Here is a 15,411-nt window from a genome sequence, read left to right as displayed (position 1 = left end):
GCTGCGTCCAGCCTCCGGCAGCAGACTTCGATTCAGGCCGCGGCGCCGGTACCTGGCAAGTGCCTGCGACGTGTTCCAACCATGCGGTCAAACGATACAAGCCATTGAATTCAAACAGAAAAACGTTTGCTGGAAGCCGTTTCAGGTTAAGGCCCGAGGCCTGCCGAAACGGCTTTTTTACTTTTTACTTTGCCACCCTCGCCGTCCAGGCCAATCAAGCCCTCGCCCATTGCCTGTCGGCATACCGTCCGGACCCGTCCGGCACGCTGCACGACAGGTGCAAGGATTTCATTGGCATGCCCGGCCCCGCAGCAAGATCCCTCCCTTTGCTGTCTGATGTATTGCTTCACCTGTTCGCTCTGACAAAGCGGTGTTTTCTTCATCCACTTCCGAGGTCCTGATGCCCCTGCCCAAAATGCCGAGCAAACCAGCTTCGATGCTGTCTCCCGAGGACTATCCCAAGGCCGATCGCAACAAGCCCGTCAAACCGAACATCACTCTCGTTGAAACCTCCGCTCCCGTAGTTGCACCACAAGAAGTTGCAGTTGCCGTTGCCGACGTCTCCGACACCAAGGTCGCAGCGCCCCGTGCGCGCATCACCGGCAAGACTGCCGCCGTGGCCGAGAAACCCAAGGTCGCTCCCAAGAGCACCGAAGTCCGTCCCAAGTCGCCCACCAGCCGCGTGGCCGACAAGCTGGGCAAGTCCAAGCTGTTCGTGCTGGATACCAACGTGCTGATGCACGATCCGACCTCGCTGTTCCGCTTCGAGGAACACGACATCTACCTGCCCATGGTCACGCTGGAAGAATTGGACAACCACAAGAAGGGCATGTCCGAAGTGGCCCGCAATGCGCGCCAGATTTCGCGTTCGCTGGATGCGCTGGTGTCGGATATTGCCGAAGATGCGATCGACCTGGGCATTCCCTTGTCCAAGCTGGGCAACAAGGATGCCAAGGGTCGTCTGTACTTCCAGACCAAGCTGCAGAACGCCGCCCTGCCCGAAGGCCTGCCCGAGGGCAAGGCCGACAACCAGATCCTGGGTGTGGTGCGCGCGCTGGACCAGCAGTATCCGGAACGTCCGGTGGTGCTGGTCTCCAAGGACATCAACATGCGTCTGAAGGCGCGTGCCATCGGTCTGCCCGCCGAAGATTACTTCAATGACCATGTGCTGGAAGATACCGACCTGCTGTATTCGGGTATCCAGCAGTTGCCGGATGACTTCTGGAACAAGCACGGCAAAGGCATGGAGTCCTGGCAGGAAAGCCGCCACGGCAGCAGCTATACCTACTACCGTGTGACCGGCCCCTACGTGCCGTCGCTGCTGGTCAACCAGTTCGTCTTCATCGAACCCAAGAATGGCGAGCCGGCCTTCTACGGTCAGGTCAGCCAGATCAACGGCAAGACCGCCGTGTTGCAGACCCTGCGCGACTTTGGCCATGCCAAGAACAGTGTCTGGGGCATCACTGCACGCAACCGCGAGCAGAACTTCGCGCTGAACCTGCTGATGAACCCGGAGTGTGATTTCGTCACCCTGCTGGGCCAGGCCGGTACCGGCAAGACCCTGCTGGCACTGGCCTCGGGCCTGGCGCAGGTGCTGGAGACCAAGCTCTACAACGAAATCATCGTCACCCGCGTGACGGTGCCGGTCGGTGAAGACATCGGTTTCCTGCCGGGCACGGAAGAAGAGAAGATGGGCCCCTGGATGGGCGCCTTCGATGACAACCTCGAAGTGCTCAACAAGTCCGATGGCGATGCCGGTGAATGGGGTCGCGCTGCAACCCAGGATCTGATCCGCTCGCGCATCAAGATCAAGTCGCTCAACTTCATGCGCGGCCGCACTTTCGTGAACAAGTTCTTGATCATCGACGAGGCCCAGAACCTGACGCCCAAGCAGATGAAGACCCTGGTCACGCGCGCCGGTCCCGGCACCAAGATCGTCTGCCTGGGCAACATTGCCCAGATCGACACGCCCTACCTGACCGAAGGCTCCAGCGGCCTGACCTATGTGGTCGACCGCTTCAAGGGCTGGGCGCACAGCGGGCATGTCACCCTGGCGCGGGGCGAACGCTCGCGCCTGGCCGATCACGCCAGCGACGTGTTGTAATCATTTTTCTTCAGCATCAATGCAAAAAGCCACGTGAAAACGTGGCTTTTTGCTTTTGCACGGCGCGGCGAGTGCCGCGCCAACGGGAACGACTTACAGCACGTGCACGCCGATCCACCACGCGATCGCCGCCACGAAGGCCGAGGCCGGGATGGTGAAGATCCACGCCCAGACGATGTTGCTGGCCACGCCCCAACGCACGGCCGACATCTTCTGTGCTGCCCCCACGCCGACGATGGCGCCGGTGATGGTGTGCGTGGTCGAGACCGGAATGCCCAGCGCCGTGGCGATGAACAGAGTGATCGCGCCACCGGTTTCGGCGCAGAAACCACCGACCGGCTTCAATTTGGTGATTTTCTGGCCCATGGTCTTGACGATGCGCCAGCCACCGAAGAGCGTACCCAGGCTGATGGCGCAGTAGCAGGCAATGATGACCCACATCGGCGGTGCATCCGGCGAGGAATAGCCGGAGGCGATCAGCAGCATCCAGATGATGCCGATGGTCTTCTGCGCATCATTGCCGCCGTGGCCCAGGCTGTACATGGAGGCCGACAGCAATTGCAGGCGCCGGAACCAGCCGTCGATCTTGCGCGGCGTGGAGCGGTAGAAGATCCACGATACCGCAAGCATCATCAGCGAGCCGAACACCAGGCCCAGCAAGGGAGACAGCACGATGAAGAGAATCGTCTTCAACAGACCCGCCGAGATCAGCGCCCCGGTACCGGCCTTGGCCACGGCCGCACCGACCAGGCCGCCGATCAGGGCATGCGAGGACGAGGACGGAATACCGTAGTACCAGGTCACCAGGTTCCAGAAGATGGCACCGATGAGGGCACCGAAGATGACGTACTGGTCAACGATGGCTGGCTCGATGGTGCCCTTGCCCACCGAGGCCGCCACGTGCAGCTGGTGAAACACGAACACGGCGGCCAGATTGAAGAAGGCCGCCATGGCCACGGCGGTCTGCGGGCGCAGCACGCCGGTCGAGACCACGGTAGCGATCGCGTTGGCGGCATCGTGGAAACCGTTCATGAAATCGAACAGCAAGGCCAGGACGATCAACAACGCGAGAATATGTAAGCTGATTTGGATTGTTTGCATGGGGAAACCGTTGTGTGAAAGCAGCGGCGTCCCCGTCGGAAATCGAGGGAATCGCCGCTACGCCGACAGATCAGGCGTTTTCGACGATGATGCCTTCGATGATGTTGGCCACGTCTTCGCAGCGGTCGGTGACGGTTTCCAGGATTTCGTAGATGGCCTTGAGCTTGATCAGGGTGCGTACATCAGGTTCATCGCGGAACAGCTTGGACATGGCCGCACGCATGACGTGGTCGGCATCGGATTCCAGGCGGTCGATTTCCTGGCAGATCGCCAGGATCTGGCGCGAATTGTCCATGTTCGACAGCAGGCCCACGGCCGCCTGCACCTTCTCGGCGCAGGACAGGCACAGCTCGGCCAGGCGCTTGGCCTCCGGCGTGATGGACTTGATGTCGTACAGCGAAATGGTCTGGGCAGCGTCTTCCAGCAGGTCCAGGATATCGTCCATGCGCGTGATCAGCTGGTGGATGTCATCACGGTCCAGCGGCGTGATGAAAGTCTTGTGCAGCAGTTCGATGGCATTGTGCGTGATCTTGTCGGCTTCCTTCTCGACGGCTTCAATGGCATGCACACGGATTTCGAGGTCATCGAAATTGGTCATCAGCGCTACCATTTCCTTCGCACACTTGACCGCCAGCTCTGCATGCTGATTGAAAAGGTCAAAGAATTTGCCTTCAGTCGGCATCAATCGTCCAAACATTTTTCTCTCTCATCAATGGTTAGCGCCCGGTTCAAGCGCCGTTTCGAACCGGCCTGCGGCTGCCCCCATGGAAGCCGGTATCCCGCCCTGCCGGTCCTGCACGAACGGCCTTGGGAGCCGTCCGCCTTGCATGCCACGGGCGCCCCAAGGCTGCCCGTGATCCTCCGGCGACGCACCTGACCGGCGCGTCGCCCATGGCCTCAGTCGCCGCCGTAAGGCTGCGCCAGATTGCCGATATAGTTGTCGTACTTGGTATACATCCCCAGGAAGGACAGGCGAATGCTGCCGATGGGGCCATTACGCTGCTTGCCGATGATGATTTCCGCCGTGCCCTTGTCGGGCGAGTCCGGATTGTAAACTTCATCGCGGTAAATGAACAAAATGACGTCCGCATCCTGCTCGATGGCACCCGATTCGCGCAGGTCGGACATCACGGGACGCTTGTTGGGACGCTGTTCCAGCGAGCGGTTCAGCTGCGACAGGGCGATCACCGGACAATTGAGTTCCTTGGCCAGGCCCTTCAGGCTACGCGAGATTTCCGAGATTTCGGAGGCGCGGTTTTCAGAAGAGCTGCCGCCGTTGCCGGACATGAGCTGCAGGTAGTCGATGATGATCAGGCCCAGCTTGCCGCATTGACGCGCCAGGCGGCGCGAACGTGCGCGCAATTCGATGGGCGACAGCGCCGGGGTTTCATCGATGTAGAACTGAGCATCGTTCATCTTCTGGATGGCGTGCGTCAGGCGCGGCCAGTCCTCGTCGAGCAGGCGGCCGGTACGCAGGCGGTGCTGATCCAGCCGACCAACCGAACCCAGCATACGCATGGCCAGCTGGGCCCCGCCCATTTCCATGGAAAATACGGCCACCGGCAGACCCGACTCGATGGCCACATGTTCGCCGATATTGATCGAGAAAGCGGTTTTACCCATGGAAGGACGACCCGCGACGATGATCAGGTCACCCGGCTGCAGGCCGGAAGTCATCTTGTCCAGGTCCATGAAGCCGGTGGGTACGCCGGTGATGTCGCTGGAGCTGTCGCGGTTGTAGAGTTCGTCGATGCGCTCGACCACCTGCGTCAACAGCGGCTGGATTTCCATGAAACCCTGGGAGCCACGCGAACCTTCTTCGGCGATGGCGAAGATCTTGGATTCGGCCTCGTCCAGCATGGACTTCACATCCTTGCCCTGCGGATTGAAGGCGTTACCGGAAATTTCGTCGGCCACCGTGATGAGCTTGCGCAGGATACCGCGATCACGGACGATCTCGGCATAGCGGCGGATGTTGGCAGCAGAAGGGGTGTTTTGCGCCAGCGCATTCAGATACACCAGGCCACCCACCTCTTCGGCCTTGCCGCTGGTGGACATGGCTTCATAGACGGTGATGACGTCAGCCGGCTTGGTGCTGTTGATGAGCTTGACGATGTGCTCGAAGATGATGCGATGGTCGTAGCGATAGAAGTCGTCAGCGCTGACGAAATCGGCAATGCGGTCCCAGGCTGCGTTGTCCAGCAGCAGGCCGCCCAGCACCGACTGCTCGGCCTCGATGGAGTGTGGCGGCACGCGGAGCGCATCGATCTGGGGATCGGAGGACTCCTTCTGGCCACGGAAAAATTCTGGATTGCCGCGGGACGATTCTTTCATGGCGCGCATTATAACCTGCTGATGTGAAGCCGTAGGTCAGGCCGAACGTTTTTGCACGACCTGCCGCTTCATATGAACGAATGCCATATGAAGCCCCCGACATCCCGGCGGATCGCGACGACCGCCAGCGGGACGCCGGAGGCAAAGACAATAAAAAAGCCAGGCGAACCCGGCTTTTCCATTGCAAAACGAATTGCAGCAAACAGGCGTATTACGCTTGCTCGCCCTTGACTGCGATGGTGACGTCGACCACCACGTCGGTGTGCAGAGCCACCGACACCGGGTGTTCGCCAACGATCTTCAGCGGGCCGTTGGGCAGACGCACTTGCGACTTTTCGACGGCGAAGCCCTTCTTGCCCAGCGCTTCAGCGATGTCGAAGTTGGTCACGGAACCGAACAGACGACCGTCAACACCGGCCTTCTGAGCGACTTCCACGGTGGCGCCAGCCAGCTTTTCGCCTTGGGCTTGAGCGGCGGCCAGCTTCTCGGCAGCGGCCTTTTCCAGCTCGGCGCGCTTGGCTTCGAATTCAGCGATGGCTGCATCGGTAGCGCGGCGGGCCTTGCGTTGCGGGATCAGGAAGTTGCGTGCGAAACCGTCCTTGACGCGCACGACATCACCCAGACCGCCGAGATTCACGATTTTTTCCAACAGAATGACTTGCATGTTTTTCTCCTATTTCTCGACGCTGATTAGGCGTTGTGCAGATCGGTGTACGGCAGCAGGGCCAGGTAACGCGCGCGCTTGATGGCGGTGTCAACTTGACGCTGGTAGTGGGCCTTGGTACCGGTCAGGCGTGCCGGCATGATCTTGCCGTTTTCCTGGACGAAGTCCTTCAGGGTGTCCACGTCCTTGTAATCGACCTGTTCAACGCCAGCGGCGGTGAAACGGCAGAATTTCTTGCGCTTGAACAGCGGGTTTTGCTGTTGACGCTTGTTTTTCAGCTTGCTTTTATCGAACTTTTTACCGAATGCCATGGTTGGCTCCTGTATCTAAAAATTGGGTAAGGTCTGTTTGGCTACCTTGCGTCTTCAATCCGACGCGACCGGGCCAAAATCAACGATATGAAACACGACACTCTTGCTGTTGCGATTCCTGCGGGCCAGAAAGCCGGTGAACCGGAAGACCTCCCCCAGCGCTGCCCTGTTGAGCGCACCGGAGATTTCTCCTGCTGCCAGCGCTGCGATCTCGAATTCGACCTGACGCTGCATGCCAGCTTCCATCTGTTCCGACTGATGCTGCAACCTGGCAGTGACAATCGGGATACCGGCCGGCGTGTAACGTAAAACATCACGTTCTGCCAGGCTGGCGATGACTTGAAACTGGTTCACTCTCCGCGATGTTCGCAGCGCTTAAGCTGCCGGTGCTTCGGTACGGCTCTTGGCCGCGTCTTCCTTCTGCACTGCCTTCAGGATGGGGGAAGGACCGGTTTCGGCCTTCTTCATCTTGACGGTCAGGTGGCGCAGGACGGCGTCGTTGAACTTGAAGCCGGTTTCGATTTCAGCCAGCGTTTCGCTGTCGACTTCGATGTTCAGGCAGACGTAGTGAGCCTTGGCCAGCTTCTGGATCTGGTAGGCCAGTTGACGACGGCCCCAATCTTCGACACGGTGGACCTTGCCGCCGCGGGTGGTGACGATGCCCTTGTAACGCTCGATCATCGCCGGCACTTGCTCGCTTTGGTCCGGGTGGACGATAAATACGATTTCATAATGACGCATGTAGACTCCTTATGGACTTATTGAAGACGCCCACCCCGGCGTCAAGACGGGTGTGGGAAGAAGAAAACCAGAGATCATACTAGCTTTCGCCCACCAGGGCAATGTCGGAGCCCACAAACGCCGCCCCGGCGGTGAGATCGAGCGGTCAGCGCGCCACACTTTCCGACTTGGCGGCATCAAATCTCATGTGTCTGCCTATATATATGCAGGAGAAAGATTGCCTTTTCCGCCTCGCAAAGTGCATGTTGCCGTTGACACAAGGATTGTACCTGTATAAAAATACAGACTGTTCATCCAGACAGCCTTCCCTCCGAGAAAGGCCACCCCCATGCTCAAACTGACTGCGCGCCAGGAACAGATCCTGAACCTGATCAAGAACGCCATCGAGAACACCGGCTTCCCTCCCACGCGCGCAGAGATCGCCGCCGAATTGGGCTTTCGCTCCGCCAATGCGGCCGAAGAGCATCTGCAGGCCCTGGCCCGCAAGGGGGCCATCGAGATTTCTCCCGGCACCTCGCGCGGCATCCGCCTGCGCGAGTCCGGCGCACTCCCAGGATCCGTGGCAGCACGACAAATGGCCCTGCCCCATCCGGCGCTGATGCAGCTGAGCCTGCCACTGATCGGACGGGTGGCGGCGGGTTCGCCCATCCTCGCCCAGGAACATGTGGAAAAGACCTACCAGGTCGACCCGGCCATGTTCCCGGCCAAGCCGGATTACCTGCTCAAGGTGCGCGGCATGTCCATGCGCGACGCCGGCATCCTCGACGGCGATCTGCTGGCAGTGCGCCGCGCCGATCAGGCGCGCAACGGCCAGATCGTGGTGGCCCGCCTGGCCGATGAAGTCACGGTCAAGCGCTATCAGAAGACCGGCAGCGTCATCACCCTCTTCCCCGAGAATCCGGAATTCGAACCCATCATCGTCAAGCCGGAAGAAGACCAGTTCGCCCTCGAAGGACTGGCCGTCGGATTGCTGCGCAGCTGGAACTGAGCCCGGGGCGGCCCACCACCCCGCACCAGGCGAGCAGGCCGCAAGCCGCTCCAGCAGGCTGCGCGCCGTCTCTTGCTGCATCAACCTCCGCCTAAAACGGAGGTTTTTTGCTTTCTATTCAGCTCTTCGCAAGTGACGGGTTGCGCATATCATGTCTGCTGGATAGCTATGTCCGGCGCCAGCGATGCGCCCAACCAAGAGGACCCCTTTCGATGTCGACGCGCAAGAGCAGCAACAAGCACGGCAAACCCGTTCCGGCCCCGGCCGCCGCCAAGGCCAACCTGCAGGATCTGCTGGATGTCCGCAAGAGTCTCGATCTGCTGGACAGTCGCCAGACCGAACAAGCCAAGGCCATCTGCGTGGCCGTTCTCAAACGCGACCCTGAACTGGTCTTTGCCAATCACGCGCGCGGCCTGATCGCCACCCAGGAGGGCCTGCACCCGGAGGCTGAGCACTATTTGCGCAAGGCCTTTGCGGCCGATCCCGCCAATGCCGAATACCTCAGCAACCTGGCCGCCGCCGTGCTGGCACAGGACCGGGTGGACGAGGCCATCAAGCTGTACGAGCAGGCCATCTCGCTGGACCGGGAAAACCGGGCAGCACGCATCGGCCTGGCCAATGCGCTGCACGAAAAGAATGACCCGGAAGCCTCCATTGCCTACTTCGAGGACGCGGTCAAACGGGAGCCGGATGCCCCCGGCCCCCTGTCCCACCTCGGTCGCGCCCTGGTCGAGGCCAAACGCTACCAGGAGGCGGTGGCCACGATTCTCAAATCGCTGGAACTGGACATCAGTTTCGCACCCGGACATACCGCCTTGGGCGAGGCGTTTTACGGCATGGAGATGTACAAGGAAGCACTGGAATCGCTCAAGACGGCCATCCTGCTCGACCCTCAAGACACCTATGCCCAGATCAAGATCGCCGATGCCTATCTGAAACTGGAGAAAATCAGCGAAGCGCACGAGCACCTGCAACGCATCATCGAGATTGCCCCCAGGGATCCCAACAGCTACATCCGCCTTGCTTCCAGCCTCTTTGCGACCCAGGACCGCTTCGAGGATGCCATGCAGCTCTTCAACAAGGCCCTCGAACTGGATCCCAGGCAGGCGCTGACTTACAACAACATGGGCGCGGTCCTGCATGATCACGGCGACACCCATGAGGCCGTAGCCAACTTCCGCAAGGCATTGACGCTGCGCCCCAACTATCCGACGGCGCAACACAACCTGGCCTTGAGCCTGTTGCTGCACGGCGAACTCAAGGAAGGCTGGGCCTGCCACGAAAGCCGTCTGGTCACGCGCGAGCGCGCCCATGTCTACAAGTTGATCCACAAGCTCTTCGGCATCATCCCGAAATGGGATGGAAAGTCCTCGCTGGCCGGGAAGTACATCCTCCTGATGCACGAGCAAGGCTTCGGCGACAGCATCCAGTTCCTCCGTTATGTCCGGCTGCTGGTCGCACAGGGCGCGCGGGTGGCGCTGCACGTCAAGAATCCTCTGTACCGGCTGTTCCAGTCCTTCACACCGGAAATCACGCTCATCCGCGAAAGCGATCCGCTGCCACCCTGCGACTGCGCCTATGTGCTCATGAGCCTGCCCTACGCACTGGGAACCGATACGGTGGAAGACATCCCGGCATTCCCGAGCTATCTGGCAGCCGATCCGGCCCTGGTCGAGGTCTGGCGCGAGCGCATCGCCGCCATGGGCGGCGCGGCACCCGGCAAGCTGCGTGTGGGCGTAGTCTGGGCCGGCAATCCGGAACACGGCAACGACCGCCATCGCTCCATCAGCCTGAACAAATTTGCCAGATTGTTCAGCCTGCCGAACATCGAGTTCTACTCTTTACAGAAAGGCAAGCCCACTGAAGGGCTGCGCACCCTGCCGCCAGACCAGAAGGTTCACAACCTGGGCGATCTGTGCACGGACTTCGCCGATACCGCCGCAGCCATCCACAATATGGACCTGATGATCAGCGTCGACACCTCCGTGGTTCACCTGGCCGGTGCCCTGGGCCATCCGACCTGGGCCCTGGTGCCACATGTACCGGATTGGCGCTGGCTCCAGAATCGCGACGACTCCCCTTGGTATCCGAGCATGCGCCTGTTCCGCCAGCCCGCCATCAGTGACTGGGACTCGGTCCTGACCCGGCTTGCCGACGAATTGGTCATCTTGCAACAGAAAAAAATGCAGGGATAAGACGCCCTTCTCCAGAGACCGCCCCGCTTTGTGCGCAGCACCAGCGGGGCTTTTTGTCAGCGGCGGACAAAATTTCTCAGTTTCAACAAAAAATCGCTAAAGTTTTCTGAAGTGCCGTCGAAAAACATGTGCTTGGAGTTTCAAAGCACGTAGTTTTAGGTCGGAAAGCCTTGAAAAAGATTTTTTTGCAGCAAACCCTAAACTTTTTCCAAGACTGCCCGATAAAGCAATCAACAGCGGTTGAAACGCCTGGGGCTCATGGGTAGAAGACCAAAGTTAAGCACTGAAACTCGGATCATCGGTCTCAAATCTTAGGAGAATTAACATGGCAGCAGTCATTAATACCAACATTGCGTCGCTCAACACCCAGCGCAATCTGAATTCGTCGCAAGCGTCGCTGAACACCTCGATCCAACGTCTGTCGTCGGGCCTGCGCGTCAACAGCGCCAAGGACGACGCCGCCGGTCTGGCCATTGCCGACCGCATGAACGCCCAGATCAAGGGCCTGGCAGTTGCACAGCGTAACGCCAACGACGGCATCTCGATGGCGCAGACCGCTGAAGGCGCTCTGTCGACCGTCGGCGACAACCTGCAACGTATGCGTGAGTTGGCTGTGCAGGCTGCCAACGGCACCAACAGCGCACAAGACCGCAAGACCCTCAACGACGAATATACCCAGCTGTCGCAGGAAGTGTTCCGCGTTCTGAACGGCACCAGCTTCAACGGCCAGAACCTGTTCACCGGTGTCGGTCAAGGTGCTTCGGCTGGCGTGGGCTCTTCGTCGGCCAACGTCAAGGCTTCGCTGACCCTGTCCTTCCAGGTCGGCGCCAACGTGTCGGACAACAAGCTCAACGACCAGATCACCATCACTCTGGATGACCTGTCCAACAACGGCACCATGGCCGACGTCATCGGCACCAGCGCCAAGGGTCTGATCGGTCTGGGCGACACCTCCGGCGTGAGCGCTGCTCAAACCACCTACACCTCGGCCAAGGCTGCCCTGGACAACCTGTTCGCCACCGGCTCCTCGCTGTCGGCCAGCGCCCTGGCTGCTTCGGCTGTGACCCTGCAGAAGGCCGTGGACAGCGCCAAGCTGTCCCTGGACAAGGCAGTGGCTGCTCCGTCGGCACAGAGCGATGCCCAGAAGGCGATCAAGAACCTGGACAAGGCCATCAGCCTGATCTCCTCCAAGCGCGCAGAGTTCGGTGCAGTGCAGAACCGCTTCAGCGCCGTCATCAGCAACCTGCAAGTGTCGAGCGAGAACATCACCTCGTCGCGCAGCCGTATCATGGATACCGACTACGCGCAGGAAACCGCGAACCTGACCCGTGCGCAGATCCTGCAACAAGCTGGTACCGCCATGCTGTCGCAGGCGAACTCGGCACCCCAGCAAGTGCTGTCGCTGTTGAAATAAGCCTGATAGCTAGGTAGGATGACGTGCGGGGGATAGACCTTATTCTCCGCACGTTCCTTTAAGGAAGGGAGTAGTACCATGTCGATTGCCCCACTTAACATCACTGCTGCTGGCGACTCCGGTACTGCATATGCAGCACCGAAGGCTGCCGACAAGCCCAATCCCGTGGTATCGACGGTCGCACCGGCGGCCACTCCGGAAGCCCGCCGCGCAACCGAAAGCGAAGTCAATGATGCCGTCGGCAAACTCAACGATTTTGCCGCCGCCAATGCCGCCGCCTTGAATTTCTCCAAGGACCAGGATACCGGCAAGACCATCATCAAGGTCGTTGATACTGCGACTGACACCGTGATTCGCCAGATTCCCAGCGAAGAAGCGATTGCCATCGCAAAGTCCATCGACAAGATGCAAGGCCTGTTGATCAAGGACAAGGCTTGAGTGTCAGCTCGAGTCTGGTACGAACTGCAGTGGCTCGAATAACCGCATGCGCCAATGCTCGCTCATTGCGCATGTCGGATTCGACTACTCTAGTTCATAACGGATTCAGATAGTCATCCCGCACAGCGTCCCTCTTTCCCCGACGCCGTACTCGAGAGCCCGTCTCCTCTTGACCGCGCTGGAAACTGCACAGCGCTGTGCTTCACGCAAAGTATCAGGAGTTGAACCGTGGCGACTTCCACCGGCACCATTTCCACATCGGCAGGCCCGCTTGATGTAGCCACTCTCGTAAGCCAGCTGGTTTCGGCCGAGAGTCAATCGCAACTGACCCCGCTGACCACCCAGGCGAGCAGCTACAACACGCTCATCTCCGCGTATGGAAGCCTCAAGAGTGCATTGTCGAGCTACCAGTCGGCGATCAAGTCACTCACGTCGGCCAGCTTCAGTTCGCAGAAAAGCACAGTCAACAACGCCGGTACCGGGTCCACTCTGACCACCGATCCGTTCACCGCCGATATCAACGGCGACGACTCCACCAAGATCCTGGCGCAGAAGATCCAGTCGGCCGGCGTAAGCAGCGGCACCACCTACAATGCCGGGGATTCGATTGCGATCAAGATCGGCACGGGTTCACCGACCTTCATCACCCTCAAGGCCAACGCTACCCTGGCCGGCGTACGCGACGCGATCAATGCCGCCAAGGCTGGCGTGACCGCCTCCGTCGTCACCGATGGCAGCGGCGATCACCTGGTGCTGGAGTCCAACACCGGCGGCACGGCCAACACCATCAAGGTGAGCGCCAACAACAGCCTGTCCGCCTTCGCTTACGACCCGTCCAGCTCGACACCGAGCACCATGACCCAGACCCAGGCGCCGCGTGACGCCACCAAGGCGGCCTCGGGCACTTATTCGGTCAGCGTGTCGCAGCTGGCGCAAACTCAAAAGCTGAGTTCGGCCAGCATCGCCCCCGGCACCACCTTCGACAGTGGCATCCTGGCCATCAAGACCGGCACCGGCTCGACTACCATCATCCAGCCTGCCACCAATAGCCTGACCGGCGTGCGTGATGCCATCAACAGCAGCGATGCCGGCGTGAACGCCACCATTGTCAGCGACGGTACCAACGACCACCTGGTCATCACGGCCAAGGACAGCGGTGCGGCCAACACCATCAAGATCACCGGCACCGGCAATTATTCGGTGTTCAGCTCGGACCCCAGCGGCACGGTGATCTCACCCAACGTCAGCACCAGCCAGACCTACAGTTCCGGCACGCTGAACCTGAAGGTGGGCGACACCACCGTGGCCATCAACCCCACTGCCAACGGCAGCGGCAACATCGACCTGAACCAGGTCATGAGCGCCATCAACAGTGCCAGCGCAGGCGTGACCGCCTCCATCAGCAACGATGGCAGCAACGACCACCTGGTGCTCACACCCACCGGCAGCAGCGCGACGGCGGCTGTTTCACTGACCGGGACCGGTGATTATTCCGGGCTGACCATGAGCGGCATGGGCCAATTGCTCAAGGCACAGGATGCCAAGCTGTCCATCGACGGCGTGACCGTGACCAGCACCAGCAACAAGGTCGAAAACGTCATTTCGGGCGTGACACTGAACCTGTCCAAGGTCACCACCTCGTCCGACAGCTTCACGCTCAACATCAGCAACGACACCTCCGGCATCACCACGGCGGCCAACAGTTTCGTATCGGCCTACAACACCCTGGCCAAGGCCGTGGCCAGCATGACCTCGCAGACACCCTCGACCACCCTGGGCGAGGCCAATACGTCGGCACCGCTGGCCAGCGAGTCGTCGGTGCAGACCATCATGAGCCAGCTGCGCAACACCCTGTTCTCCAGTGTGGATGGCGGCAACGGCATCAGCACCCTCTCCGACATCGGCATCGCCTTCCAGAAGGACGGCACCCTGGCACTGGATGCCACCAAGCTGTCGACGGCGACCACCAACAACTTCGCGGGCATTGCCAATCTGTTCACTGCCACTGATCCGGATCCGACCAACACCACATCGTCCAAAAATGGTATCGTCACCAAATTGCAGACGTTGATGACCAATCTGCTCAGCGATACCGGCATCATTGCCTCCAAGACCAACGGACTGCAAGCCAGTCTGAAGATCAACCAGGATCGCCAGACCGCGGTGCAGACCCGTCTGTCGAATCTGAAAGACGACTATACCAATCAGTTCAACCGCCTCAACGTCACGCTGGCCAGCATGCAGTCCACCCAGAGCTACCTGACCCAGCAATTGGCCAGCCTGGCCAAGAGCAGTTGAAGTGACACCGCGAACATAGGAGAACGTCATGTTCGGAACCATGAAACGCGGGGCCAACGCCTACGCAAATATCGGCGTGGAAACCGGGGTGGTTGCGGCCAGTCCGCACAAGCTCATCACCATGCTCTTCGACGGCGCACTGGTGGCCATCGCACTGGGCAGGAAGTCCATGGGCGAGGGCAACATCAAGGACAAGGGCGAATCCATCACCAAGGCCATCCTGATCATCGACAACGGCCTGCGCGCCAGCCTGAACAAGGAAGTCGGCGGCGAACTGGCGCTCAATCTCGATTCGCTCTATGAATACATGAGCCGCCGCCTGTTCGAGGCCAACGCGACCAACAACCCGGCCATCCTCGACGAGATCCACGGACTGCTTGAGGATATCCGTTCCGCGTGGGAACAGATCGGTCCGAATGCAGCGCAGCCCGCTGCGCCGATGACCATGGTGCAAGACGTCCCTCTCTCCAGCTTTGCAAAGGCATGACTGACATGAACGGTGACGACGTCATCGCGCTCTACGAGTCCATCTCGAAGCTGACCAACGAGATGCTGTCGGCCGCCCGTGCCGGTGACTGGGACTTGCTGGCCGCACTCGAAGCCCAGTGCGGCAAGCACATCGCCAGCCTGCGCGACAGCGAGGAACATGTCGCCCTGCCCGAGCCGCTGCGCCATCGCAAGGTCGACATCATCAAGAAGATCCTCGAAGACGACCGCGACATCCGCAACCTCACCGAACCGGGATTGCGCAAACTGTCGGCAATGATCCAGAGCAACCAGACCGAACAGAAGCTCCTCAATACCTACGGCATGGGTAGTTGAC

Annotated in this window: 15 protein-coding genes; 8 read left to right on the top strand and 7 right to left on the bottom strand. The window is 60.0% G+C overall.

All coding sequences use genetic code 11. The features are described from left to right. Positions 1-400: 400 nt before the first annotated feature. Positions 401-2,104 (top strand): PhoH family protein, encoded by a 1,704-nt coding sequence (locus HWE01_RS08425; protein ID WP_241821531.1) that lies wholly within the window; start codon positions 401-403, stop codon positions 2,102-2,104. A 93-nt stretch (positions 2,105-2,197) separates the two neighbouring features. On the opposite strand, the gene HWE01_RS08420 is transcribed toward HWE01_RS08425, so the two are convergent. From HWE01_RS08420 to rpsF, 7 genes are all read right to left on the bottom strand, one after another. Beyond that, positions 2,198-3,205: an inorganic phosphate transporter gene (locus HWE01_RS08420; protein ID WP_034350240.1), complete on the bottom strand. Its 1,008-nt coding sequence runs from the start codon at positions 3,203-3,205 to the stop codon at positions 2,198-2,200. Between the two features lie 70 nt (positions 3,206-3,275). Continuing rightward, the gene (locus HWE01_RS08415; protein WP_008328231.1) at positions 3,276-3,902 is read right to left on the bottom strand and encodes a DUF47 domain-containing protein; all 627 of its coding nucleotides are present in this window, start codon (positions 3,900-3,902) and stop codon (positions 3,276-3,278) included. Between the two features lie 200 nt (positions 3,903-4,102). Then, positions 4,103-5,548: a replicative DNA helicase gene (locus tag HWE01_RS08410; RefSeq protein WP_008328230.1), complete on the bottom strand. Its 1,446-nt coding sequence runs from the start codon at positions 5,546-5,548 to the stop codon at positions 4,103-4,105. 202 nt (positions 5,549-5,750) lie between these two features. Continuing rightward, positions 5,751-6,203, bottom strand: a complete 453-nt coding sequence (gene rplI / locus HWE01_RS08405; protein ID WP_008328229.1) for a 50S ribosomal protein L9 — start codon at positions 6,201-6,203, stop codon at positions 5,751-5,753. Positions 6,204-6,229: 26 nt separating this feature from the next. Further along, positions 6,230-6,514 (bottom strand): 30S ribosomal protein S18, encoded by a 285-nt coding sequence (rpsR, locus tag HWE01_RS08400; protein WP_006462643.1) that lies wholly within the window; start codon positions 6,512-6,514, stop codon positions 6,230-6,232. Between the two features lie 54 nt (positions 6,515-6,568). Next, complete coding sequence (gene priB / locus HWE01_RS08395) at positions 6,569-6,868, bottom strand: primosomal replication protein N (RefSeq protein WP_241821530.1); 300 nt, start codon at positions 6,866-6,868, stop codon at positions 6,569-6,571. Between the two features lie 21 nt (positions 6,869-6,889). Next, entirely contained in the window at positions 6,890-7,255 is a 366-nt protein-coding gene (rpsF, locus tag HWE01_RS08390; protein WP_006462645.1) for a 30S ribosomal protein S6, read from the bottom strand. A 328-nt stretch (positions 7,256-7,583) separates the two neighbouring features. Between rpsF and lexA the strand changes: the two genes are divergently transcribed. From lexA to HWE01_RS08355, 7 genes are all read left to right on the top strand, one after another. Then, a complete protein-coding gene (gene lexA, locus HWE01_RS08385) occupies positions 7,584-8,243 on the top strand; it encodes a transcriptional repressor LexA (protein WP_241821529.1) in 660 nt (219 codons plus the stop codon). Between the two features lie 212 nt (positions 8,244-8,455). Beyond that, positions 8,456-10,438 (top strand): tetratricopeptide repeat protein, encoded by a 1,983-nt coding sequence (locus HWE01_RS08380; RefSeq protein WP_008328215.1) that lies wholly within the window; start codon positions 8,456-8,458, stop codon positions 10,436-10,438. A 325-nt stretch (positions 10,439-10,763) separates the two neighbouring features. Beyond that, entirely contained in the window at positions 10,764-11,852 is a 1,089-nt protein-coding gene (locus tag HWE01_RS08375; RefSeq protein WP_008328213.1) for a flagellin N-terminal helical domain-containing protein, read from the top strand. 78 nt (positions 11,853-11,930) lie between these two features. After that, entirely contained in the window at positions 11,931-12,290 is a 360-nt protein-coding gene (locus HWE01_RS08370) for a flagellar protein FlaG (RefSeq protein ID WP_008328211.1), read from the top strand. A 228-nt stretch (positions 12,291-12,518) separates the two neighbouring features. Next, entirely contained in the window at positions 12,519-14,588 is a 2,070-nt protein-coding gene (fliD, locus tag HWE01_RS08365) for a flagellar filament capping protein FliD (RefSeq protein WP_241821528.1), read from the top strand. A gap of 28 nt (positions 14,589-14,616) precedes the next feature. After that, positions 14,617-15,075 (top strand): flagellar export chaperone FliS, encoded by a 459-nt coding sequence (gene fliS / locus HWE01_RS08360; RefSeq protein WP_008328208.1) that lies wholly within the window; start codon positions 14,617-14,619, stop codon positions 15,073-15,075. A gap of 5 nt (positions 15,076-15,080) precedes the next feature. After that, positions 15,081-15,410, top strand: a complete 330-nt coding sequence (locus tag HWE01_RS08355; RefSeq protein ID WP_175342608.1) for a flagellar protein FliT — start codon at positions 15,081-15,083, stop codon at positions 15,408-15,410. The last annotated feature ends 1 nt before the right edge of the window (position 15,411 follow it).

It is taken from the genome of Herbaspirillum sp. C7C8 (assembly GCF_022627875.1).
In the GTDB taxonomy this organism is placed as follows: domain Bacteria; phylum Pseudomonadota; class Gammaproteobacteria; order Burkholderiales; family Burkholderiaceae_D; genus Herbaspirillum.
This window is presented reverse-complemented; position numbering and strand designations above follow the sequence as displayed.

What these genes read in the sequence shown, in the direction of transcription:
- HWE01_RS08425 (WP_241821531.1), top strand. Translation starts at nt 401, where the DNA reads ATGCCCCTGCCCAAAATGCCGAGCAAACCAGCTTCGATGCTGTCTCCC.
- HWE01_RS08420 (WP_034350240.1), bottom strand. Translation starts at nt 3,205, where the DNA reads ATGCAAACAATCCAAATCAGCTTACATATTCTCGCGTTGTTGATCGTC.
- HWE01_RS08415 (WP_008328231.1), bottom strand. Translation starts at nt 3,902, where the DNA reads ATGTTTGGACGATTGATGCCGACTGAAGGCAAATTCTTTGACCTTTTC.
- HWE01_RS08410 (WP_008328230.1), bottom strand. Translation starts at nt 5,548, where the DNA reads ATGCGCGCCATGAAAGAATCGTCCCGCGGCAATCCAGAATTTTTCCGT.
- rplI (WP_008328229.1), bottom strand. Translation starts at nt 6,203, where the DNA reads ATGCAAGTCATTCTGTTGGAAAAAATCGTGAATCTCGGCGGTCTGGGT.
- rpsR (WP_006462643.1), bottom strand. Translation starts at nt 6,514, where the DNA reads ATGGCATTCGGTAAAAAGTTCGATAAAAGCAAGCTGAAAAACAAGCGT.
- rpsF (WP_006462645.1), bottom strand. Translation starts at nt 7,255, where the DNA reads ATGCGTCATTATGAAATCGTATTTATCGTCCACCCGGACCAAAGCGAG.
- lexA (WP_241821529.1), top strand. Translation starts at nt 7,584, where the DNA reads ATGCTCAAACTGACTGCGCGCCAGGAACAGATCCTGAACCTGATCAAG.
- HWE01_RS08380 (WP_008328215.1), top strand. Translation starts at nt 8,456, where the DNA reads ATGTCGACGCGCAAGAGCAGCAACAAGCACGGCAAACCCGTTCCGGCC.
- HWE01_RS08375 (WP_008328213.1), top strand. Translation starts at nt 10,764, where the DNA reads ATGGCAGCAGTCATTAATACCAACATTGCGTCGCTCAACACCCAGCGC.
- HWE01_RS08370 (WP_008328211.1), top strand. Translation starts at nt 11,931, where the DNA reads ATGTCGATTGCCCCACTTAACATCACTGCTGCTGGCGACTCCGGTACT.
- fliS (WP_008328208.1), top strand. Translation starts at nt 14,617, where the DNA reads ATGTTCGGAACCATGAAACGCGGGGCCAACGCCTACGCAAATATCGGC.
- HWE01_RS08355 (WP_175342608.1), top strand. Translation starts at nt 15,081, where the DNA reads ATGAACGGTGACGACGTCATCGCGCTCTACGAGTCCATCTCGAAGCTG.